Source organism: Halalkalicoccus subterraneus, assembly GCF_003697815.1.
Classification (GTDB): Archaea; Halobacteriota; Halobacteria; order Halobacteriales; family Halalkalicoccaceae; genus Halalkalicoccus; species Halalkalicoccus subterraneus.
Genome location: NZ_RDQG01000056.1, coordinates 33,771 through 58,209, shown reverse-complemented (window position 1 = coordinate 58,209; position 24,439 = coordinate 33,771). Strand labels below are relative to the sequence as shown.

Here is a 24,439-nt window from a genome sequence, read left to right as displayed (position 1 = left end):
GAGACCTCCAATGCCCGCTCCGAACACCTGCCAACTCTGGGGTTGTGGTGTCAGTTTGTACCAGTCGGGTCGTCGTTGTGAATACGCCTCCGTGAGTGCTTCATAAAACTCCAGATACGTCCGTTCGGTGTCGCTGAGTCCTCCCGTTAGTTCTCGTTCCCAGTCGTTTGGTTCGACCACAATTTCGAACTCGAATCCTTTTGCGTCGGTCCCATCGATCGAGATGACCCGTGGCTTGATACCGAAGAACCGGACGTCTTTCGGGCCACTCTCGTTGAGCCACTCGAGAACGCTCTTGTGTTCGGGACGGAACTTTTCGGCGACCCAGATCGTGAAGCCAGCGTCCTTCCCAGCTGAATAGGTGAGTAGCTTGCCGAGATGATCGTGGTCCGTCGTCTGATACTGGTTTTCGATGACGACGGGTCGACCGGTGTTCATCTCAGTGCCGACAATATCAGCGGAGAAACTCCCGACTGCTTCCTCGCGAGAGACGTCTTCGACCTCGATTTCCAGTTTAGCAGTGAGGTGATCGATGTTCTCCAGCAACCACCGCGTGAAATCGTGTTCTTCGTGCGGCCAGACGCTTCGGAGTTCGTGTTCTTCGATGCTTCCAATGTCGGGAGTCATTTCTAGTGGCGGACTATCATGCGGAGTAATAATACTCTATGCAGGTTTGGTACCCATCAATTGCTGTATTGAGCACGACAGTACGGTCCTCAACTGCTGACAACTTGCGCAGACGTACTGAATACAGAGCGCGTCTCTCACGGAGCATCCACTCAAGAGCATATCTGGAGTAGCAATAGCTTGATTGGGCGATAGAATGAACTACACTCGTGACTCAGAACACCCTTACCCGGCGTTTTGACGAACTACATCGTCAACTAGAGCGACTTCCAGAGACAGAAGAACCGCCTCCGACGACGCTGCAGCTCCTTGGACTGAGTCGACAAGAAGGCGATTGGCAGCGTTTCCTTGCCTATTTCCTCTCGCCGAAGGAACCCCACGGGCTTGACTATGCCGCGGTAGAGCAGTTCCTACAGGGCCTGAGTAACCGAGACGATATCAACTTCGAATTCTCACGATTTGACCTCGAAGACATCAATGTGGCGACCGAAGTCCCGATTCCAAATGGTCGGCTCGACCTTCTGGTCTGGTGTAAAGAAGAGTGGTTCGTCCTCTGTGAGTTGAAGATCGACTCCACAGAGGGTGACGGACAAACACCGAAGTACGCCACTGCCGAGACGTTCAAGAACATTGACCTTGATCCCACTGCTGTCCCGGAGGATTGTCGGCACTACCTCTATGTTACACCTGATCGGTCGCTACCCAAGTCACCCGTCTTTATCGCTATAGGATGGTCGTGGATCGCCGCACAACTCCGAGTCGTTCAAGAATCGGATTATGGCAGCTATCCAGCGCGTACAACCGGGCAACTGGACGACTTCATTGACACAATCGAAACTGAACTCACGATGACTGATCACGAACGAAATGAGACTGAAAAGGCTGGCCTGTACGTTGACTACTACGACGAAATCAACGAAGCCCAGGGTGCGTTCCAGAACGAGTGGAATAATCTCATTGGTAACTGGGGGCGCCGGCTCGCTACTACCCTTAATGATGCTCAAATCGTTGAGGCCCCTGAGGGTGTCCCGCCGGCACCTGATGAGGATGTAATGTTTCAACTTCCAGACGGAGAGGGTCGCCGCCGTTACTGGCTGTGTCGCCAAGCTAACGGCAAGTGGTCATGGCTGTTCCCAACGGAGTGGTGGACCCACCTAGACCGTGGTGAACCGGTCTACCGAAACGAGAAGCCCAACGCACGTATCGGATTTCTTCACCGCCCGGAGTTCGACCGAGAGACTGTGCTTGGCGATCACGAGTTAACGTTCTACCTCCGAAATGCACCCTCCGGCAATGACGAATTCTATCCGCGATTCGCGGAACGATTCAATTCGGATGATGGAATTGCTGCTGCCCTCCCAGAGAGATCTGAACGGCGTAGTCGAAAATCGAACGTCGTCGAGGGCACCTACGAGATCGATGTTGACGAACATGACAGCCTGTTCACTGGCTATATTGCTGCATTAGCCACTGCTGTCGACGACCACATCGTGTCGAACCACTCTTTGATTGGACGGATTGATGAACTCTATGAAGAAACTCTTGCAGAGGTTCTTGATAGTGACTTTGCGTAATTAGTTCATAACCGAACCGAACAGCTGTTTTCGGCCTGTGGGTTGAACCAAGGAGATATTCTGTATTCAGTCTCTCTATGCAGCACGCTATTCTTATCACAGTCTGCAAATTTCAACAGAGTACTGATTTTACTTCTGTGATTGTGTACAAGGACTTACCATCTCTTGACGTGGCTGGCCTTGTGCAACAAAACGTCCTTGGATGCGAGGTGTTGCACAAGGCAGACTCTCTTTGAAGAGCGATTACCCGCTGTTGGTTCTAGCCAACGGATACGCTCCTCACCAGCGACCGACATCGTGCGTCTCTCGATACTGCTGGTAATACGCCTTCTCGACAGTTCGGAGATCGAACTCACCCGGATTCCGGTCATGGAGTTCAGTGAGGAGTCGCGGGTAGTCAGAGAACCGTAGTGCTCGATCCTCACCAAAGAGGGCTGCAACGATATATCGATCACCGATTGCGTAGTTCATCGGATCGTGAAACGCGAGAACGACTGTTGCGGTCGCAGGCCCGATCCCAGGGATTGACGTGAGGGTTTCCAGCTGGAGCTTCGGATCGTTGACGAGGAACGCTGCTTGGCTTATTCGTTGGACGAACGCTGCAGGAACCTCGGACATCCATTCAATGTATCGATCTCGTCGTCCGCGTTGGGCGTTTAGCTTCCACTGCATCACCTTCTCAAGCTGTTCCTGTGTTATGTAGTGCTGTTCTCCGAGGGCTGTGGTAAGAGTCTCCTCGATCTCTTTGAGATCCGGGTCGTAGTTTGCGTCGTACTGCTCACTCCATTGTTTGACCTCGTCGTGGTCCATATTCATCTTTCAGGAGCTCTTCGAATGGGCTATTGCAGTCACTCAGTATTTTGGTCCTGCGCTCGAATCTGATTGATATGATTTCCTCTGTTGATGTGGGCTCATTTGCTATTGAATCGAAGCCAGGACGAGCTGACAAGACAATTGATCTGCAGGCAATTAAATACCGATCTTAATCCGATGACAAGAGACGATTTATTGTCCGATTTATTGCTTTCAATCCTAATTACACTATCAGTGTTTAGCGCGCTACTCTATATTAATCCAGATATTTTATTCAGCCCCCTCTTCCTATCAGCATTTGATATTTTATTGAATGTAGTACTCATTGGAGCCCTAATTTTCATTTACCTTAGAATGGCATCTGCACAAAAAACTCAAGCGTCCGAAACAGTAAGACAGACCAATTTGCAGGAAGAGGTTTCTAAAATACAACAACAGCAAGCAGAGTTGATGCACTCACAACAGGAGCTATCCAAACGCACTGAACGGCCACTTCTTCAGGTGGAGGGATATCGACCCGCAGAACCCGATAACAGTCGGTATAGTACTTCTGCACTCGAGTTGAAAGTCTCTAATCTCGGCCGAACTCCCGGAATGGACTTGAAAGTTGAGTTTATCACAGGGTTTCCACGTGATGTTCCGCTATCATCTGGGAGAAATACAATATCTATTAGAAGGAAATCAGCTGATGAGCAGTGGTTTTCTGAATGGGGTGAAAACATTGAGGCTACTGAGCAGGGGGTCATCTATATCGGCGAGCCATTGATGATGGTCTGGCATAATGAGGAAAAAGCACAAACGAAGCAGAGAGCCCTAGAATTCATGAAAAGCCGTGACGATGATTTCGAAAATATTGAGTATATTAGAATAAAAGCTTCTCTTGTTTATAAGGGACTAGATGATGAATATCGGGAACCAATATTTGATTATTTAGCGTCACTAGAATCTTACGGCGGAATGCGAGCAGCATTAGAACATGGAAGGCGATACAATGATTCGATGGAATATAAAATATCTTCAGAAATACATGAGTTCGATCAGTGGTAGATCTTTATCGACTCTTTCACTACTACCAGCAATTACACAGCTATTGATAGCGAATACATCCCAAAACCTAAATTGCGAGCGGAGCAGAATGGTCTATCTACCAACTTCACCTATCTGAATTGATGAGCCGAATATTTGACACCGTTACTTCGTCCATATTCTCTGAGGCAGTTGCAGTAGTTCTCTTAGCTATATGGGGCCCGTTTGCTGCACACGTTTTGTGGGCGAGGGTGACGCGACCCAAGTTACGAATCCCTAATTCAGCAGTAGAAAAGAAGCCGATATCAATTGAGACCAATCGGTTTGATATTCCGGTCAAGAACGTAGGGAGAAGACCAGCCTATAATTGCACTGTCGAATTGTGGTTTTATGGGACCAAAGTAGACGCAGGCGAAGAACATCTCTTTCGAATGCTGACGCCACTTGGCTGGGTTGATCAATATCGAGATACCGAACATCGCTTAGAGAATTTGGATATCAGAGCGGATATCCTATCAGAGCGAACTCATCATGTTTGTATTGGTTCTCCCGATAAGGTCCACGTTGATTTCCATTTCCCTAGCTTGTCTGGTTTAGCAGACAAGACCCGATACAAACTAATTCAAGCCTCTACTGATGGTCCTACTGATCTCTTGAAGGAGAGAGATCTCTATTTTGATGAAGCAGATGATCCTATCGCAGCACCCGATCGAGTAGAGATGAGCCGACAAATCTCGACGCAGTACTTGGATGAAGAACATATTGAAGAAGCCTTTTTGCGGCTTCAGGCTGACAACGTCCAGCCAATCGAATACACTGTGTCTTTCAAAAACAGTGCAAGTGACGTTGAACTGCAGCGTAGGTCGCGTAGAGGACGATTACTTGATGCCTTCCGATTCAGATAGCACTGATTAGATTTTCACTGGTAACCGAGTCTGATATCTGTTTCCATGATCTAGTGACATATCTGTTCCCTATCCAATAATACACATACAGACAGGTCTAACAACTATCCTGCTGGAGTAAATTATCACTCATTGTATCGTTACTCTGAGTTCGAACATATCTGGTACCTCCCCTTGTTGCTTGCTCTAGCTCAGTACTCGTTCCTTCGATGGTAGCGGTATCGCCTGGATCGTCAATCATCTCATAGGCTTCCGCTGGTGTTTTCCTCACTACGTCTGTGGTTTTTCCTTCGAATCCAATATACTCGATACAGCGACAATCGTCGTAGCTAGATGACTGATTCACGTCTACACATACTACTGTGTATGATGCCCCCATGTGAGATACTCTATCACACATACTGAATAATCTTTTGTTGTAAAAATGAAATCCAAATGAGGATACCTCTATTATTACCTTTTATCGACCTACTCATCATACTAGAGAATACAAAAAAGCCAGCTGAACTACACAGTGAGATACCATACAAACCACAATTGACTGATCTCATCCTTCCACTGGCTTTTTGATCCCTTTCTGAGTGGCACTCTATATGAGCGCTGACGCGGACTTTATTGAGGTTCTCTCTGGTATTGGGTCACGTATTAACGAGGAGATGAGCGAGAAAGACGTTGAAAACGCGTTTCTCAACGAGCACTTCTACTCAACACTCGGCTACGAAGGAGCCGGATACGATCTCCGAAGCGAATGGTCGCTACCTGATCAGCGCCGACCTGATTATGTTACCTTGGACGAGAACGAGTCCGTAACAGCAGTCTACGAATTCAAAACTGCAGGTCGTGCGCTCTCCCCTCACGAGGATCAGCTGTTTCACTACGTGACAGAGCTCCAAGCCGACTACGGGGTCCTCACGAATGGAGAGGAATTTCGCTTGTATCGGCAGGATGATCGAACTCCGCTAGTCACGGTCACCCTCTCAGACGTAACGACAAGCGACGCGACCAATATTCAATCAGCGCTTCGCAAACCGGAGTGGGATATTACTGACCCCGATAGCGTTACCGAGTATCTTGGCTCACTCAATGAAGTGAGCCTCGATAGTGAGCTCGGTCGTGAGCACTTCTTCGATACCTTTCGCTTAGAGGAAGACAGTCCATTTGCTGATCTCATTGTTGCAATGACGGACCTGCTAGAGGAACTCCGCGACGAGCAGAACGCGAAGTTCGTTGCGGGAGCGTACGACTTTTGGGAGGCGAGCTATGCGAACGTCCCTAATGAGACGCCCGACTCGTGGGAGCCGTTCATCGATGGAAAGCAATCGCTCCGTGATTTCATGTTCTGTCTTGAGAGTGGGCACGCACTGTTAGCGCGCTTATTGCTTGCAAAGGCGACAGAGGATCACGATTTCTTCCCGACCAATCGGGGGCTTGAGCGCTATTTCAACGAGCTCGGTGGCGGGTTTAGTGGTACGATCGACCTCGACGCGTACCCGATTGCGGCGAACGGCATGATCGAGGAGATGCGTCGCCAGCTCGTCGAGAGCCTGTTTGAGGACGACATCTTCATCTGGTGGACCGACGGTTATGGCGAGCAGACCGCCAGTCAGCATCGCGATCAGTTCAGTCGATTTCGCGACGTTGCACAGCAGGGCAGCGACGTGACAAAGGTGAGCCCTGCAACACGTGAGCGGTTCAGTCGCGCTGTTGCTCGCGTTGCTTTTGCTGTGTTGAAGTTCGATTTCTCCCGTATCGAAGGCGACCCGCTCGGTGATCTCTACCAGCAGTATTTCGACCCAGAGACACGCAAGGCGCTTGGCGAATTCTACACACCCCAACCAGTCATCGACTACATCATGGACGGTGTGGATTACGAGTATGGCGTCTCTTCGGAGCGTATTATGTTGAGTTGCGAATGCCGGTCAAAACGTTCACGAGAAACCCAGTTCTCAGGCTTTAGGACGCCGATCTACGCCGAAAAGCAACCGATTGAACTGTCGGTTAGCTAAAACTCGTGCACAGGAACGAAAATTCAACCGAAAAACGAGTTACTGCCGAAGGCTGTCGCTCAAGAAGCTCTAACCCGGAACGGATTTCACAGGAGTGTAACCAGCTCCTCATCTAACCAGTCCAGGAACCGTGACAGCGTGATCCGCGGTTTCTCCCGCGATTCGATCACACCAATACGCTCCTGTGCCAGGAAATCCACTAACAGCCACATATTGTACACGACACAACCGAACGCGAAGTGGAACCAACGCACCTCGAATTCCGGCGACGTCGTCCACGCAGCTGCCTCTTTGATCGACGAGTAAGAGTTCTCGATAGCGCCACGATCGGTGTACTGCTCGATCTGTTCGGTTGCCCACCGACGATCAAGCGCAATCTCATCGCTCACATCAAGATTCGTCAGAAACGGCTGTGGTGACCCTTCCGGGGACACTGCAGTAGTTTACTTGGCGTATGGTATTCCGGGTCTTTCGGTGGAGACGCACCGTTGAAATACGCCTTCCCCTCCAAGATGTTTCTCTCGAACTGCTGTTCCGCATACCATTCATTGAACACACGATTCGATACCTGGTCAATAGCGTTGCTTGGGGGTGGGTCGTTCATCACATTTCGTGGGGCATCACCTACGACAATAGGCAACTGTGTGTCGTTTCCGAATCATCACCAACCAGTATGCCTGAATGTATGGCGAACTACGGTCTCACGGTTGTACTCGGTAAATCCGGGATTTCGTGTTACCTTCCGCAGTGATGAGATTGTAGTGTTCGAGCTTGGAAAGGTAGTTCCGAACCATGCGTTTGGTCTTCGGGTCTTCGGAACGGTCACAGTACAGGTCATAGAGTCGCTGTGGCTCGATTTCCCGGTTCTCTGTAATTATGTTGAACAGGATTTTCTGGTGGGTGGTGAGACGGTTCACGGTTTTCTGCCGAATTTCCGTTTTGGCTTCCGGAGTCACCTTCCGAATAATGTCCGCAGTGATACCGTCCATACGGTCGTCCTTCGCTGTTCGAGCAGCTCGTCGAAGGATCCCAATAGCGACGCGGGCATCTCCCCCGGCGTTTGCCGCGACTAACTCCAGGAGTGGTGTGTCGATGATATCTTCTGCGAGCCCCCACCGGACGCGATCGTGGAGAATAGCAACTAACTCTTCTTCGTGGTATGATTGGAAGTGGATCCGCTCACAGTCGGTGAGCCGATTGTTCAGCCGGTCATCGATCGGATCGAAAAGGCCCTCTTCGTTGTTGGCGATGAGAATCATTGTGAGATGCGGGATGCGGTACAGGTCGTATAGGAGTGATTTGTCTTCGAGTTGGTCTATTTCATCCAAGATGACGACATATGGGGTACCGTCTGCGTCACGGAGCGTTCGAGAAGAACGTCTTTCGGGGTTGATTGCCGGTGGATATCGACTGTTTGGTTAATGCCGTCAAGCAGCCGGTAGAGGGTTTTGAAGCGGCTGTGGTCTTCCCAGCAGTTGACGTACTGGTGGTTGAGTTCGACGACATTTTCGCGTAATTGTTCCACGAGGTATTGGGCGATGCAGGTTTTCCCTGCTCCGGATGGGCCGTGGAGGAAAGATGGGTCAGCGGTTCGGCCGTCAAGGATTGGTTGCAGGACGCTTGAGAGGTAATTCACCTCTGCGTCCCGGTGTTTCACCTCCTGTGGGATGAATTCGGGTTGAAGAACCCGTGCGTCTGTGATCATGAGTTTGTGTCGACAGAACTGGCCAGGGTAATAATTGGAAGGGTGTCATTTCCGAATCTTCCGAATGGTATGCGTGCACCACCCAATTCCTTTTACATGGTCCATACATACTTACCATTCAAAGTGCCACGACAGTCGGTTATGATAGGCCTCCACTACGAATTCACTCCCCGAAAAGGTAGCCTCCAATCCCGGTCAAGGATGCCATGAGCCGGTCAGATACACCTCTACAGAATCTCAATCTTATCGAATTACCCCATCTTCGCTTAGATGGCGGCAATTACGAGCTTCCAGCAACCGAAACCTTCCATACGGATCTCATTCAATCCAGCGTGGAATTAGGGAAAGACATTGGTGTTATTACACCTACACTCCACAGCGGGCTTTTGGATTACTATGCACTGGCAGCCCTCTTCCAAGACATGTCCTCGCTCACACCGGTCTTCATCATTTCACCAAACACTTCGATTCGTGATCGGTATGAGAACTTAGAGAACGGAATGCAGTACAGTACTGCAAAATGGGCGCTTGCAACGGTAAAAGCAGACAAGGAACTCAGTTACCGGACACAACATGTCCGTAGTGCTGATGCCCCACCTGGTGTCATATTCACTCGTTACAGCACTCGGATTCCAAATGACGATATCAGTGGAGATATCCGTACAGTATTTTACGATGATGCAGTAAAGTTCGAAGACGATCGCTGGGAACGCTTCCAAGAGTGGCGTTCCCGGAATGAGATCCCGAGCTCCGTATACTTCATCAGGGATCCCCTCGGGCCTGTCTACCAACGCATCAAAAATGATCTCGATGCGGTCTGGGCATGGACGCCACACGCTCTTCAGTCGGAAATCGCCAAGTCTACCGGTTCCGTAAACGAATCAGAGAAGACAATCCCAGACTGCACCAGACGGGAGCGACGGCTGATTCAACAGAAAGCGAGCGGACAGACTCACCAAATACATGCATGTACTGATGGGCCTGTTGTAGACGCCTTTGCTGACCTCTGGGACGCATTCGAAGAGTTAGAAGATGCAGCGGAAGACATCGACGAGAAGCAACTCTACGCTGCTGTAGGCGTCGCAAAACGGGCAATTAACGGCTTCACTCGTCTGCTATCGAGTTTGGAATACAGTGATAATTACCGTTCTGAGCATGGGAAAGCCACGACTCTGTCCGGGCGTATTAGCCAAGTCAAGCACATAATGGATGGGTTGAGCGGTGATGCTGCAGCAGGGCGTACCCCGGTTGAACACGTGCATTATGGACTCTGTGAACTCCGTGATGCACTGACAGAGACGAACTCCCAGAAATGGAAGCGAGGGGCGGTCCTCACCGCTATGCAGAAAGTGGTCGATGAAGACGAGAATCTCATTATAGTATTACCGGACGAACCTGCCCGCCAAGCCCTCCAAGCTGACTTACGGATCAAACGAGCAGGATTTCATTCGGAAGCGCGCCGTCATATTCATCTTCATACGCCCCGGTCACTTCCCAATGCCGAGCCCGCAGACCACTTGCTTCTCTACGGTCCACCAAAATACCAACACCGTTGGTTACTCCGTACACCCCAAGCATCACATGTCGGTGTCTTGGCTTACGAGCACGAGTTGGGGCTTCTCCACTCACAAGTCCGGTTACTCAACCAAGAGATGCGAGAATCGACTCCAAATCCAACCAGCGAAGGCCTTCAGTCACAACTACTGGAAACGATTTCTGCTCCTAGGATGTTTCCTGACAATGACACCTTTGATATCCCTGACACGCTTTCACCGACTGATTCCGGGCCGTATGATGGAGTTACTATCGATATCCCTGATCCAGGAAATGTCGAAAGCAGTTTCGACACACCGTTCGATGATTACGAATTGGTAGAGCGTGAATCTGATGATTCAATCGAGGACCTCATCAACGGAACTATTCCAGCGTTTGACTCGGACAGTGCTGTGTATGATCCGGACACAGGAAGTTCTGGAAGTAACGGTCAACGAAATCGAGCAGGAACGAATCGTCAAGTCGAAGGATGCGTAGAAGTCCGAGTCCAAGATGGGAAGGCGGTTACGCTTCAGTCGGGGGATTCGTTGGAGGTGGTCGATCCAGATGCGGGAACAACGGTGAAGAAGCCAGTAAGCTCGATACGTCCCGGAGAGCAAGTAGTCGCTATTGAGGATCAAGATGCGATTCGGGACTCTGTGGAGAAGTTACTACTAGATAGTGGGCACATTGACCTCATTGGGTACGCCCGCCTGTGGAAAAACCAACTCCACACCGAAATTGAACGGCGTGGAGACAGCCTAGACGAGTTCATTAAGCGGTTAGAGGATGAGGGTGTGAACAAGAGACGGTCAACGTACCGAGCTTGGTACTCTGGAGATATCCATCTTCCAAGGTCAAAAGACAGTCTGCATGCGTTAGCACGCGCTTATGAGATGGAGGAAGTCTTAGAAGAATTCGAAAATGTATGGACAGCAAACCACAAAATTCGGCGTATTAAGAGTGGATTTATTGATTTGCTGAAACAGAGGAGTCAAGAGGCGCTAATGCAGGATGATGGGAGTGACCCGGTTATCGATGAGGAATTAGATATCCGGTTGTCTGACCTTGATCCTACAGATGACTCTGGACGTCCATTTGTCAAGGTTCACACCGTAACTGATATCCAGGATATTGGGACAGTTCCCTTGAATTCAGTGGGCCGGTGGCAAAGTGCCGTATAGGATCGCATTTGATTCTGACCCCTTGCTCTACGAAACGCCAGGAGGATTGGTTTTATACCTGACTGAAGCAAAGGAGGATACATCCCAATATGGAACGTTCTTTTCCCCAAAAAGATGCCCCGCGGTTCACTCGCCCACCCGACGAAGCATACGACTCTGGTGACGACTCTGCGTACCCCCGCCACCAGTTGGTGAACCGTGCAATAACCGACCAACTCATCGACAGACTAACCGGTCGAGGAGAGGTCGCCAAAACGCTCTACGGAGCGCAACCATCAAACCAATATTTCGCTGGGGCGCTCGTAAGTCAGTATGAATACAGAGAAGCACAGGCAGAAGATGACACTCTCCAGAATTTTTCTGACGATCTTTCGCCGTTTACTATCGGGGTAAAATTCCGCGTTCCTGCTGATATCGAAGATGACGCGACAATCGAGGTAACACCAAAAGCGTCTGGTTATCAGAGACGGTTCCCGACACTTGACGAGCAACGAAACAAAGCTAACGACAACGAGGATGCAGATGTTCTGCTGGAAGAAACCGAACCCGACTCTGATCAGGATGATGAAGAGGTCGAATTAGAACAAATCGAGGCTGATGGGTATGAACAACTCACCAGGGTATACGAACAAATTCCGTTCAAATTCGACTCCTACAAACTCACTGGGTCGGACATCCATACCCTTCTCGAAGGGAACAGTCCCCAGAAGATAGTTCTGGATCTCGCCGACGCAACTGAACGGGCAAAGAGTGTACAGAACTCTTTCCGGGAGAGAAAAGAGGGTGTTGGGGAGGGCACCGCTAACCAAGTACCAGTACAAGCTCTCCAAAGTCAAAAGGCCTTCCAGAATTACCTGAACGAGGTTTACACTTCTACTACCATCGATCCGCTTTGGCAGGCTCGTCTGGAACTCAATGCCCGATACGATAGTCCAATTGATTCAGAAGAGGAGTACATCACAGTTACGGCTCGGCTTGTGAACACTCACGGTGAGGACTTTGAAACTTCGACTGACCCTGAGTATGAGGACTGGCGTTCAACTCTCTTCGACGTCGGCGTGAAAGCCGAATTAGATGGATGTGAGCTGGGTGCTTTCAAATCAAAAGAAATCGAAGACGAGTACCAGTACGATGGAACAATTCACGGTGTCGGTGAGAATTGCGCAGTAGAGCCCGTATTCGGTGATACTAAAAATCCGGGCCCAAGCGATGCGATAGGAGTCCGAACAGAAACCGTCCCCACATACGAGCAAGCCAAGTACCTAAGTCGAAATCCCGCGGACATTGTTGCTCCGATGGAGGTCCTTGCAGGAGCGAACGGCCGTGAGGAAGTCTTCGAGGGGCTTGAGCGTATTTCCTCGACGATGGAAGAGGCTGCTGAGGACTATCGTGCGATCAAAGATGAAATGACGGAGGGGAAATCCGTTGAAGCCGAAGATGACTTCGAAGATGCAGTAGCCGCGTTCGAGTACGAACACGAACGTTTCAAGACTGGCATCGAGTGCCTCCGAAAAGATGAACGGGCGTACAAGTCCTTCAAGCTATGCAACAAAGCATTTGCCAATCTTGGGTTTGACCGGTGGCGGATGTTCCAAATCGTCTTCATTGTCATGTCTATCCCGGATATGCTCAAACAAGCGTCCGGAGTAGACGAAGATGTCAATATTGACTTCGAGTCAGAAGGGATGACCGACAGCTTAGACGCAGCGGACATCATTTACTTCCCAACCGGTGGTGGAAAGACCGAAGCGTACCTCGGTGTAGTCACCTTCACCGCGTTCCACGATCGCCTTCGCGGGAAAGGCTACGGAATGACTGCCTTTACAAAATTCCCACTCCGGTTCCTCTCCCTACAGCAACTCCAACGTGCAGCGAACGTCTTGGCACAAGCGGAGCTCCTACGACGAGAATACGACATCGGAGGTGAAGAGTTCTCCATTGGGTACTTGGTAGGAAAACAAAACACACCAAATGCTCTCCGAGAGGAAGGGCGAAACAAACTCCGTGAAGCCCAGCAGGACGAGGAAGTGCAAGAAAACTTGCTCTATGTTGATGAGTGCCCCTTCTGTCAGAAAGAAACCGTTGAAATAACAGGTGACAGAGAGCGAGGGCGAATCATCCACCAGTGTACCAACGACGAGTGCAGTGAGACTGAACTCCCGATTTATATCACCGACCGTGAAGTCTACCGCTATTCACCAACATTTGTCGTCTCAACGATTGACAAGATCAGCATCATCGGGATGCAACGAAGAATGCGGACACTCTTTGGGCAAGCCAAGATACGATGTGAAAAACATGGGTACGCCGGTGAAAGTGAGTGCGTGGTCCAAGAAAGTGCGATTTTGGGTGATGGGCATTGCTCCGAAGAAGACTGGGAAGAAGTTGACCCAGTTGATCCCCCGTCATTACTGATCCAAGACGAACTACACCTTCTACGGGAGGAATTCGGAGCATTCGACAGTCACTACGAGACCTTCCTTCAAGCGTACAACGATCGGGTCACTGGTGGAGACTGGAACATGAAGGTCGTTGCTGCGACGGCAACGATTGAAGGCGCTGAACGGCAGGTTCGTGCTCTTTACCAGAAGCCATCTAACATCTTCCCAGAAAAAGGACCGCGACTCCGTCAATCATTCTACGCGTACGCAGACCCGATTCGAAACCAGCGACAAATGGTGGGCGCGATTCCACGGAGTGTCAGTCGGACCTACGCCATCGAGAAAGTGCATGAAGAGTACGCCAGAATTATCCAAGAGTACCGGGCGGACACAGAAAAACTGTTTCAGGATATTCAAGAAGTAAACGATACCTACAACATCGATGACGCGGCCATCCCAGGAGACCCACAGGAACGCGAGGAGGCTCTGCAGGCGGTCTTGGATGATTACGAGGTCCAAGTCTCCTACCACTACTCGAAAGACAACACAGACCTGATGATGCGCGTTCTCCGCACGATGATTAACCAGCATCTCAATGACGACACCGATCCGTATACGGAACTTCGAGGCGAGCTCCTGACAGGAGAAACCAACCTCGGTGATGTCCGAGAAATCATGCGGAGACTCCTGAATCACGATGAAGACGGAATTGACCCCGTCCATATGCTGATTGCTACTTCCATGATCAGCCACGGTGTTGACATTGGACGGCTCAACTTCATCGGATTCTTCGGGTTACCACGTCAGACAGCAGAATACATTCAATCGTACTCGCGTGTCGGTCGAGAGTGGCCAGGGACGGTGTTCATGCTTCACAACCCTGTCCGTGTACGTGACCGCTCCTACTACACTCGATTCCAGCAGTACCAAGCGTATCAGGACCTGCTGGTCGAAGCAACGCCACTGGAACGCTGGGCAGAATTCGCTATTCAGTGTACAATCCCCGGTGTCTTCTGTGCCGCTCTGCTCCAGTACTACGACTTCCAGTTAGAGGATGATTCCGGGACCTCCAAGCGGGTGTACATGTTCGACGGATTCGAGGAAGCTGCACGTAGTGGAGAACTCTCCTATGACGGGCTCTTCGAATTCGTTACTGATGCATACGGCATTGACGAGGCAGACGTCGTATCAGTAAATGACAACGACCCACGAAGTGGTGTTGAGTTATACCGGAAACAAATCAAAGAAGAATTCGATCGCCTCTGGGACGCCTGCCTCGACAAAGAAAATCGGATTCCAGACAGCCGCGCAAACGACCGGAACACGGACGAGAATAACTTCATCCCGTTAGGTGTCTTGGAACGAGACGATTCCGTTCGAACACCGATGCGGAATCTCCGAGACATTGACGAACAACTCACGATCGCCCTCGACAGCGACACCTCGCGGTTAGTGAAGGAGTACCGGAAATAACCATGTCAAGAAACTCAGAATTCGAGATGGAACGAGGGGTGGCACAAATACTCAACAGTTACGGGGCCCGCAACGTCTTTGACTTTGGTCAATTGGGGCTCACGATGCAAACCAACCCTTGGGGACGCGTCGAAGAGATTGACGATGTTGACCGTGAACGCGTTGCAAAAATCATCCAGAGTCGCATCGGTCGATACAGAAATCGAACCACAGCAGATGAATGGGAGAACATCTCAGCAGACGATATTGACCTATACCGTCCCCTGAAGATCGAAGGGAGGCTGTTCCCACTGGTGTTCTACTGTGAAAATAAAAGTTGCCGAAAAGTCCACACCGCCACTGAACCGGGATACCTCCCATCAAATGGACAGTGTCGAGCGTGCGGAGAATCAATCACTCAACTACCATTCGTCAATGTCTGTACTTGTGGGCGACTAGAGGACGCAAGTCCCAACCGCGGGTGCAGTCAACACGGGTTCGATGATATCCGCCTTAACAAGCGGGCAAGTGAACCTGCAATGTGGCGATACGAATGTAACAAGTGCGGTGACACTGTTGATGTGCTAAGCAGTTCCTGTGGCGTCTGCAATGGCATGCAAGGCCCGCTTCCGACAGCAAGTAGCCGTATCTTCTACTCAGAGAAAGCGGTTGAAGTTGATATTCCGTACATCGGAGATCAAGCAGAAGACATCCCTAAAGATGAATCGTGGGCACATGTTCTGATGGCTGCGCACTTGGGACTCGCAGATCTGGAGAGCAATACCATCGAAAATCTGGCAACCACAGAAGGGATGGTAGACAAGTACCAGAAGTGGGTCAATCGACTGGGAGAAGAAGATGCACAGGAAATGTTCGACGACATGGACCAGGATGTCCACGGAAGAGAAACCCTGGTCGCAGAAACCGAACACATCACACCTCCAGACACAGAAGGTGATGTTGAAGAAGGAACCCGAGCACTGGCCTACTCAAATATCGCCCACCAGTTGTTCACGTTTCAACGATCGACGAACGGCTACGAAGGCGATATGGACGATCTCAAAGATACTCGCCACCCCATCCCGAAGTCACTGAGTCACTTCCTACAGGACTCAGATTTCCGAGAGCGACACCCGCAGAGCGGGCGATATCGTCCCCAGCTCACAGCGTCTCACATTCGACAGGCGTGGATCGTTGACCAGTTCCCCTTACTGAACATCTTGTACGGGTACACCCGAGCAGACTCCCAGTCAAACAAAGTTGATTTGCGGAGTTTCCCCCATCCACGTGAACGGGCAACGACACCGATCTTCGCAGATCGCACACCGAGCGAAGCAATAATCTTCGAAATTGACCGTACAGCCATCATCAATTGGTTAGAGGCGAATAACGTAATCACGGCTGAACAACGTCCAGACACGTCAGACGAAGCAGCGCTGAAAGAGTGGTTCCTAAACAACATCGCAACCACAGAGTTAGACAATCCATTCACACCGATCGAACATGATATCACTCGATGGGTGTACCGATTACTCCACTCTCTCAGTCACTGTCTACTTGCCCGTGCAGGTGAGCAGTGTGGACTCGCAACTTCAAGCCTAAGCGAGCGTATCTTCCCAGTCATCCCTGCAATCGCGGTCTACGCAGCAAGCACTGAGAACTTCGCACTTGGGAGTATGTTTACACTGTTCAAAACACGCCTCCACCCGTGGGTGTCCGATGCCCGAGACTTGGCTGACCAGTGCCTGATTGACGCAACCTGCCGTGAGAACCCCGCTGGTGCAGCCTGTGACGCATGCCTCCACATCGAAGAAACCTCTTGCGAAGCGATCAATCATCATCTCGATCGGCGCATAGTTCGAAGTAAAAGTGACATCGTCGGGTTCTGGGATGAAGGCATTAGCAACGGTATCCCGGACGACATCTCCCAACTGTAGTGCTTGAATGACCACCCCGGACCTCTCTGATGGATCACCGTTGTGCCAGGATTACACCGCTGCAGCAGTGGTTCAGGATACTACTCGCCTACAGCATCTGCAGGCTGCATTTGCAGCGTTTGACCAAGAGGATGTCCAAATCACAAAGCCAGACCTAGACACTCAGTTACTGGACATCTCAGAGGCAGTTCGACCATTGAAGATGGCGGAATTTAACGCAGTGATGGTTTCGCTTGCCAACACTCATGCAGCTACTGAAACCCGAACGGCATCGGGCGGGTATAGTACGTACACCTTCAGTGTGAATCCTGATGACGCTATCCGGGTGTTGGATCAGCAAATCGTCGCTGTTCTGGCAATACAACAGTTACAACCGTCTACCCCCTCTGAAACCGATGTTAAGTTAGTAGCCACGCTACCTCGGGGGGTCAAAGACGATATCTCAGCTGATGTGGGTAGGCTCGACATTGCGCTTCGTCGAATGCTGATGGACGCATCCGACACGGTTCGAATAGCGAATCCATACTTTGATCCTGAACAGTGGATTATCGAAGATCTTGCTGCATTACCTCGTCGAGGAATTGAAACACGAATACTAACACGAGAGGTTACCGGCGTAGATGCTGATAGTCGTGCATTAGATGCGGTGACAGCAATCGTGAAGGCGCTTGATTCTGGGGAAGTCGAGAATGTTGCTATCCGAGACTTCTATGAAACATCCAATTCCGGTTATCAGACCGGTGCAGTTCACGCAAAGATAATCTCGGTGGATGGTGAGAAATGCTACATCGGTAGCGCAAATCTGACCGACTTGAACCTCCGTGGGAATTTCGAGTTTGGAGTCATTCTTGAAGGGGAAATTGTTTCCGAGGTCACCGAGGTGTTCGATGCGATTTTCTCACAATCGGACAGCGTACCTCTCTAGACGGTGTTCGATAATATCCCGTAGCGTTATACTCCCCCGCGAGTCATGTCGACAGTCTGTACGACGACGAATGGAAACCCGTTATGAACGCAGAGTCGATGGAAAAGAAAATCACCGCTTTTGCTGACCTTGCTCAGAAACGAGCGGGAGGGCAAGACGAAAATGTCGAATCTGTTGTTCGGTCTCTGACGCACGAGTCGTACCTGCTCAAACACAACACAAAAGATGTCCTGAACGAGCTGCAGCAATTAGTTGAGACATATCCCGATGAATTCTACGACGGGGACGCGAATGATCACGTGATGCAGCACATCAGTGAGATGGGGAGCGTGGACTTCTGGTACGCTTATCCGGGAGCAGCACTAGCTGCGGGGCTTGAATGGGCAATTCTGGAAGAGCTACGAACGCGACAGGAACCAGCCTAACTTAGTCTGCTGTCTGCGCCTGAGGTTCTTTGATCAGATCCTTATGCTCTGTGAGGAAGGTAGTCAGGACAGTCGCAATGAAGTCCGGCGGTACAGCGTTCCCAATTAGACGTTCTGCAGTCCCGTTCGATTCTGGGAGATCGTAGTCGTCCGGGAACGTCATAATCCGTGCTGCTTCTCGGGGACTAATCCCACGGTGTTGTTCAGGGTGGACGAATCGACCAGAACTGGGGGAAGTACACCGGCCAGTAAGTGTTGGGCCTGGCTCTTCCCAGGCCATGCGACCGTACACGTTCCCAGCACTGGCTTTGTTCTCCAAGTTCTTATGACACTCTAGCTGGTCTTCGTCGGGCAGATCCGTTCGGCTTCCTCCGTTTTGAGGGATCTGCTTCATGAATTCGATTGTCTTCTTTCGGTGATTCCGCGCTCGGTGACCATTGAATGGCAGATCACTGCGTGTTTCCCCTGCTTCTAGGGGTGGGAGGTCATCGATCGCATCGGCCACTGTCCGATACGGTTTCTTTCCTTCAGCATCAGCCTTCTCAGGTGGGGCGTGTGTAGGTTCCGGGAGTGAGACTTCCTCACTCGACACGCCCTGAATCCCAATACCGATTACTCGATCGCGGTCTTGTGGTACGCCGTAATCCGCTGTACAGAGACGTTTCAGATCGAATCCATAATTGGATTTCCGAAGGTGATACTTGAGATCCTCTAGGTATTGCTCGTTCTTCTCAGACATTAACCCGGGGACGTTCTCGAACACGACAACTTTAGGGGCTATTTTGAGAATTAGGTCGATGTAGACATTGAGCAGTTTGTTTTTCGGACCGTCTTCAAGTGGCGGTGTTGTGTCTTGGAGACTGCTGTACTTCTGGCAGGGTGGGCAACCGATGACAAGATCAATGTCTGCTGGTTTCAAGTCGTACTTGGCGCAGATCTGATTTAAGGCGTCTTCATCGGTAAGGTCGATATCAGCGGCCTCCACAGGGAGATTCTTATTGTAATGATCACAGACCTCATCATTGATTTCCGCCGCTCCTCGCAACTCTATCCCGTCAACACGGTGGATACCAAGTGACGCGCCACCGCCGCCACTGAATAAGTCAACAGCCGTCAGATCCATAGGTTCTTGATCTTCTCTATGTTTCGACGTCTTATAAACATAAGCCACATCCAAACTCACTCATTTGATGACTAACTCTCAAGATCGAACTACATGGGAAACCGGATGGCAAATGGACTGTCGAAGCGAACCAGACGTTTCTCGGTCCTCCTTGACCCGGGGTAGCCGATTGGTAAGGTGGTGAATGGTCCGTGCAGTGGATTCCCGAGAAGATGCAATCAATACCGTCCGTGATTTCGCTCAATCACTGTAGCACCCGTTAACGAGTCACTCATAGAAGCGTTCTATGTCTTCCTGTGGTGGCGTAAGCTCGGGATGGAAGGAGTCCTCAAGATGGATTTTCCGGTGACAGGACCGGCACACATTCACTATCTCTTCGGGGTAGTAACTGACGTGGTGACGAATGAGTTGATCCCACTCCAGCCGGTCGTTACAGGATTCACAGAATCGGTTCGGGTGCTGGTCTCTCTCACAGTCTTCCGAACAAAGCATCTCATTCGAACTCAAGTCCTCACCGCAGGTACGGCAGTACCCGTCGGGTCCTCCAAATGGATCCGGCACCTTCGAATTATCGGCTTCTGCGAAGCCACTTCCCATGCCAGCGTAGAAACTGATGCGTAGCGGAACTTGATGACTCATTAATCGCTCCCGTTCTTGCTTGAGAAGACATCGCCTGCCCCAATCCGGCATAGTGAGATCGATATTCCAGTAAAATAGGGGTCGAGTGTCCTCCCAAATTTTCACCTGTTGTGTTCCACGCATATCCATGAAGAACATGATACCAGGCGTCTTCTCGTAGTAGAAGAGGTTTGGTTTGTTACGGGACTCCTGATACCCTACCTGTTTTAATCGAGCACCATATTCGCAAAGTTCCTCGTAAATATTGGAGTAGATCTCATTCCCGAACTTATCTTCTGGTTCCATGTACTAACTCTGGTTTAGAGTAGCCCACAATGCCGGTTAAACCCTCACCCGGTCAAGTATGCACTCCAATTCCTACCCGGTGAGATGAGAACAATCCCGCCGCATCTCTAACCACGTGTGTCGAAGAAGATCCTTTATTCAGGACAAGTCGATTGCGTCCATTATCAGGCTAAGACGGTGTTCAACGAGTACGAATGCCACTCTTCGAGACGGTACGGTTGAATTCCGACGTGCGGAATTTCGGGGAATATTTTGCGGCACTACAGGGTGTCCTGGACGTGGTCAAATTCCACATGAGCGAGGGCATGTGGGAGTACGGTGGTGGGCTATCGCAGAGGATCAACCGCTACACGACACGCGAGTACGATGGTGTCGAGGAGTTCTTCGTTCCGTACGTCAATGATATCCTCAGTACGGTCCGTTATCTCGAGGAAGAGCACGGCGACGGGCGCCTTTTCAAGATGTTTGAGGATACGATCCTCGCGCTTGTCGTTAAGAATTACATGGAGTATGACTACGTTGTGGGGAACCCGCCCTATGTCCGTATCCAGAACCTCCCTGATGGGCAGAAGGCAATGTTGGATCAGCTCTATGAATCGACGACGGGAAACTACGATCTCTACTGTCCATTCTACGAGCGAGGGCTTGACTGGCTGAAAGAGGGGAGTGGGAAGCTGGGATTCATCACCCCGAACCAATTCATGAATACAGACTATGGTGAGGGTTTGCGGCGTGTCTTACTCAATGAGGCCCGCATCGAAGAAGTATATGATTTCCGTGATTCTGGTGTGTTTGCGGATGCGAAAAACTATCCAGCTATCGTTATCCTCGAAGAGGAATCGGATTCGAGTGAACGTGAAACCAACAGTATTCGGTGTGTTCGAGTAAAAGCTGATACGAAAGCTCCGACGAACCGTGATCTGGACACAGAAGTTGTTGAAGCAGTCCGGAATCATCGAGATGATCCTGGATATAAAGATGATTTGATTGATGTATTTGACTATCCTCAGGGGGACTTAGACGACGGGTATTGGTCGCTAATGCCGCCAGAAGAGCTGGATATTATTCACAAGATGAACGTGGCGAGTGATGGAACTGTAGGTGATGTGACTGATTCGGTATTTGTTGGGACACAAACTAGCGCGAACAATGTATTCCTCGTCACACCAGTTGATGCTGATCGGATTGGTGCTGATGACACTAATGGAACGGTAACAGTTGTTCCGAAAGGAGAGGAACAGGAGTACGAAATTGAGACGACGACACTGCGCCCGTGGTTGCAAGGCCGCGACATCAATCGATGGCGTGGGGACTGGTCCGGGGAGCACGCTATTGTACCATATACTATTGAACGCAATTCTGATGGCCGCCTCACATCAAATATCATCAGCCAAGAACAGTTAGAGAATGATCTCCCGTTAACATGGACATACCTGACGGAACATCGAGACATCTTAGAGGGTCGTGATGGTGGCCGATTTAAAGACCGGGATGATTGGTACGGGTTTGGCCGCCCACAGAATTTGACGAGGTTCGAAGATCCAAAACTTATCTGCCCTGAAATTGCAGCAGAAGCGACGTTTATGGTCGACAACGTCGGGACGTGGTACTTCAAGTCTGCATACGGTGTCCAGCTCAAAGACGAATTTAGGGATCGAACCGAGATATTCGCCGCGCTGCTAAACTCGAATGCGTTAGATTTCTATCTCAAACATTATACAACGTTGAAGGTAGATGGATATTACAAATCCACAACAAACTATCTGACTCCGCTTCCAATTTCCTGGGGTGATGATGACTGTCGTACCCAGATCCAGAATCTTATCTCAACAATTACGGCAGCGTTAGATACAAGCAGTAAAATCGAGCGATTTCCTGAGGCATACCTCGGTGAGTATGATGGTGAGTTAGAGTACATTACATACGAATGGCAGACACGCCGGTATCCTGTGAACGCTGAGGTCAATGAAGCCAATAGTGGATTCACGGTGCAGGCTGGCCGTTCAGACGTGATTGCTGACGCGGCAATGCACACTGCCGATCCAGATATGAGGAAACGCCGAGCGACATACGTATGCGAAGCTGTTAATGGGCGAAACGTTAAAAGCGGAGAAACGACGACAATTCCGATTCCGCGTAGTGACAATGGGGTTGATACACTGCTAAAGGCTCGGCAATTAGATGAAACGATCGTCTCTGAAACCGATCTTAATGATTTGGAAGAGCAGATAAATGAGATAGTGTATAATATGTTCGATATTACACTCGAGGAGCAGAGAGTGATTGAAGAATATCTAGACACATTCCGAGTATACTGATTAGGTTAATTATGAAGATCCTCGTTTAATTTCTCAAGTACCGATCCTATACTGGACTTTTAGATATTTATTATGCCTAGACCGTCCGGAGTATGCCATATCCGTTTGAAAATTCTCTTAGTAGATTATGACCTCGGGTCTTTGGTGAGTTCGTATAATCCCTCATACACCTTGCGTACGTTTCCATGCTCAACCAATCGGCCAAGTCTATCACGGACGTACTGAAGGTTATAACCCGTTTCATCAGCGGCATACGGAGCCGTAATTCGTCCTTCATTTAACATATCGAGTAACGCTTCATCTGCTGGCCCAAGATCATCTTCATTCAGCATTCGATCTCGGATAATAGTTATCTGGCTCATCTCTAAAGGGTATATGGAGTAGATATTAAACCTTAGTACCTAAGGGTTAAGTGGCTACAGCCAGTATATTTGATTGAGCACGAGCTGCCTCAGAAGGTCTCTGAGGCCGGTGTTGATGCCACCGACCTCTCGTGCTGGAGAACCAGCAATGAGCACTAGCAACTCTACCCCAGAAAACAGTATCGCCTCCGAACAAGCGAACCGAATCACCGGTCCCCACCGCGAACCCCCAACGGTCGCGAACGCCACCACCTACTGGCGCTGCGAGTCTTGCGACCGAGAATCCATTCGCGAGCAGGACCTCCACCGCGAGGCCTTCCACGCCGCGGACTGTGAGGTGGCCGACCGATGCTGACCGAAATCCCCACCGACAGTACCCAACTGTTCGCCGGCGCGCGACTCTCGAAAACCAACCCCGAGTGCACCGCCTGCAGCCGAACCCTGCGTGAAGGCGAACAGGTCACGATCTACGCCGCCCGACAAGAAGACGCCCCCACGTTCGCCATCGAACGCTGCTACTGTCGCGAGTGCACCCCCGAGGAACTCACCAACCCAACCCTGGGACTAAGCGAACACCTCCTCCAGTCTCAACTCACCCGAACGCTGGACGTTCGCACCCAAAGTGAGTTCCAGACACTCGGCGAAATCACGACACTCGATGCAAGCGCCCCGAGCCAGGGCAGTGCCGAAACCCACGACGAAGACCCCCCGACGGCACTCCTTCGAGACACCCACACGCAGAACCCCGCAAGCGCGGTCTATCATATCGACGACGGCGAGGGCCAGCCGCTGTGTAATTGTGAGACGAACGCCCAGTACACGCCAGTTCCACTCGCCCAAGCCGAGGCGAGCACGGCCCGCAAGTGCGAGAACTGCCAGATCGCCCGCCAGGGCGAACAGGCCACCAAGCCCTGTCCCCACTGTAACGTGCCGGTTGGGATGAGCGCCTGGCCCCAACACGTCCGGGCCTGTACGGGTGATCCGACCGACGCCGCCGAGCAGACCGACCCCGACGGCGATCCGGCGATCACCGACACGGACACCCAGACCCAACGCGCCACGAGTCCGGCCACACGCACGGGCGTTCGCACCCAGCTCCACCAGCGCCAGGAGTAACCCGTACCAGCAATGGGCGGGCTTTCGCACAGCGCCAGCGCTGCACGCCCATCGAGAGCCCCGCCTGTAACACCCCATACCTTGAGTGTAGTGACGCCACGCA

Annotated in this window: 17 protein-coding genes and 2 pseudogenes; 12 read left to right on the top strand and 7 right to left on the bottom strand. The window is 50.7% G+C overall.

The features are described from left to right. Positions 1-627: DUF4268 domain-containing protein (locus tag EAO80_RS13565; protein WP_122090409.1), on the bottom strand; the 627-nt coding region annotated here is incomplete at its 3' end. Positions 628-836: 209 nt separating this feature from the next. Here EAO80_RS13565 and EAO80_RS13560 point away from each other — a divergent pair. Continuing rightward, positions 837-2,201 carry a PD-(D/E)XK nuclease family protein gene (locus EAO80_RS13560; RefSeq protein ID WP_122090408.1) on the top strand — a complete coding sequence of 455 codons (1,365 nt, stop codon included), beginning with the start codon at positions 837-839 and terminating at the stop codon, positions 2,199-2,201. Between the two features lie 279 nt (positions 2,202-2,480). On the opposite strand, the gene EAO80_RS20410 is transcribed toward EAO80_RS13560, so the two are convergent. After that, positions 2,481-3,011 carry a hypothetical protein gene (locus EAO80_RS20410; RefSeq protein ID WP_162994014.1) on the bottom strand — a complete coding sequence of 177 codons (531 nt, stop codon included), beginning with the start codon at positions 3,009-3,011 and terminating at the stop codon, positions 2,481-2,483. Positions 3,012-3,191: 180 nt separating this feature from the next. Here EAO80_RS20410 and EAO80_RS19835 point away from each other — a divergent pair, with 180 nt between their 5' ends. From EAO80_RS19835 to EAO80_RS13550, 3 genes and pseudogenes are all read left to right on the top strand, one after another. Then, complete coding sequence (locus EAO80_RS19835; protein ID WP_162994013.1) at positions 3,192-4,061, top strand: hypothetical protein; 870 nt, start codon at positions 3,192-3,194, stop codon at positions 4,059-4,061. A 122-nt stretch (positions 4,062-4,183) separates the two neighbouring features. Further along, complete coding sequence (locus EAO80_RS19830) at positions 4,184-4,945, top strand: hypothetical protein (protein WP_162994012.1); 762 nt, start codon at positions 4,184-4,186, stop codon at positions 4,943-4,945. Between the two features lie 593 nt (positions 4,946-5,538). Next, positions 5,539-6,846, top strand: a pseudogene (locus EAO80_RS13550) (restriction endonuclease); the annotation flags it as partial. A gap of 191 nt (positions 6,847-7,037) precedes the next feature. Here the strand turns inward: EAO80_RS13550 and EAO80_RS13545 are convergent. Further along, complete coding sequence (locus EAO80_RS13545) at positions 7,038-7,340, bottom strand: hypothetical protein (protein ID WP_245998627.1); 303 nt, start codon at positions 7,338-7,340, stop codon at positions 7,038-7,040. A 312-nt stretch (positions 7,341-7,652) separates the two neighbouring features. Next, positions 7,653-8,656: pseudogene (locus tag EAO80_RS20830) on the bottom strand (Cdc6/Cdc18 family protein). 206 nt (positions 8,657-8,862) lie between these two features. Here EAO80_RS20830 and EAO80_RS13535 point away from each other — a divergent pair. From EAO80_RS13535 to EAO80_RS13515, 5 genes are all read left to right on the top strand, one after another. Further along, the gene (locus tag EAO80_RS13535; protein ID WP_122090406.1) at positions 8,863-11,373 is read left to right on the top strand and encodes a DrmE family protein; all 2,511 of its coding nucleotides are present in this window, start codon (positions 8,863-8,865) and stop codon (positions 11,371-11,373) included. Positions 11,374-11,462: 89 nt separating this feature from the next. Then, the gene (locus EAO80_RS13530) at positions 11,463-15,227 is read left to right on the top strand and encodes a helicase-related protein (RefSeq protein WP_162994011.1); all 3,765 of its coding nucleotides are present in this window, start codon (positions 11,463-11,465) and stop codon (positions 15,225-15,227) included. A gap of 2 nt (positions 15,228-15,229) precedes the next feature. Then, complete coding sequence (locus EAO80_RS13525) at positions 15,230-17,143, top strand: hypothetical protein (RefSeq protein WP_245998626.1); 1,914 nt, start codon at positions 15,230-15,232, stop codon at positions 17,141-17,143. A gap of 7 nt (positions 17,144-17,150) precedes the next feature. Continuing rightward, positions 17,151-18,068, top strand: a complete 918-nt coding sequence (locus EAO80_RS13520; RefSeq protein WP_122090405.1) for a phospholipase D-like domain-containing protein — start codon at positions 17,151-17,153, stop codon at positions 18,066-18,068. Positions 18,069-18,151: 83 nt separating this feature from the next. Then, positions 18,152-18,493 (top strand): hypothetical protein, encoded by a 342-nt coding sequence (locus EAO80_RS13515; protein WP_122090404.1) that lies wholly within the window; start codon positions 18,152-18,154, stop codon positions 18,491-18,493. 1 nt (position 18,494) lies between these two features. Here the strand turns inward: EAO80_RS13515 and EAO80_RS13510 are convergent, their stop codons facing one another. Together EAO80_RS13510 and EAO80_RS13505 are read right to left on the bottom strand one after the other, a co-directional pair. Further along, entirely contained in the window at positions 18,495-19,616 is a 1,122-nt protein-coding gene (locus EAO80_RS13510; protein ID WP_122090403.1) for a DNA cytosine methyltransferase, read from the bottom strand. Between the two features lie 267 nt (positions 19,617-19,883). Next, positions 19,884-20,540 carry an HNH endonuclease signature motif containing protein gene (locus EAO80_RS13505; RefSeq protein ID WP_122090402.1) on the bottom strand — a complete coding sequence of 219 codons (657 nt, stop codon included), beginning with the start codon at positions 20,538-20,540 and terminating at the stop codon, positions 19,884-19,886. 194 nt (positions 20,541-20,734) lie between these two features. On the opposite strand from EAO80_RS13505, the gene EAO80_RS13500 reads away from it, so the two are divergent. Next, on the top strand, positions 20,735-22,858 hold the full coding sequence (locus EAO80_RS13500; protein WP_122090401.1) for an Eco57I restriction-modification methylase domain-containing protein: 2,124 nt from the start codon (positions 20,735-20,737) through the stop codon (positions 22,856-22,858). Between the two features lie 125 nt (positions 22,859-22,983). Here EAO80_RS13500 and EAO80_RS13495 read toward each other — a convergent pair whose 3' ends face one another. Next, on the bottom strand, positions 22,984-23,220 hold the full coding sequence (locus EAO80_RS13495; RefSeq protein ID WP_211330715.1) for a hypothetical protein: 237 nt from the start codon (positions 23,218-23,220) through the stop codon (positions 22,984-22,986). A 148-nt stretch (positions 23,221-23,368) separates the two neighbouring features. Here EAO80_RS13495 and EAO80_RS19825 point away from each other — a divergent pair, with 148 nt between their 5' ends. Continuing rightward, positions 23,369-23,575 carry a hypothetical protein gene (locus EAO80_RS19825; protein WP_162994010.1) on the top strand — a complete coding sequence of 69 codons (207 nt, stop codon included), beginning with the start codon at positions 23,369-23,371 and terminating at the stop codon, positions 23,573-23,575. Then, positions 23,569-24,336: a hypothetical protein gene (locus tag EAO80_RS13490; protein WP_122090399.1), complete on the top strand. Its 768-nt coding sequence runs from the start codon at positions 23,569-23,571 to the stop codon at positions 24,334-24,336. The genes EAO80_RS19825 and EAO80_RS13490 overlap by 7 nt, the downstream gene beginning before the upstream one ends. Positions 24,337-24,439 lie beyond the last annotated feature (103 nt).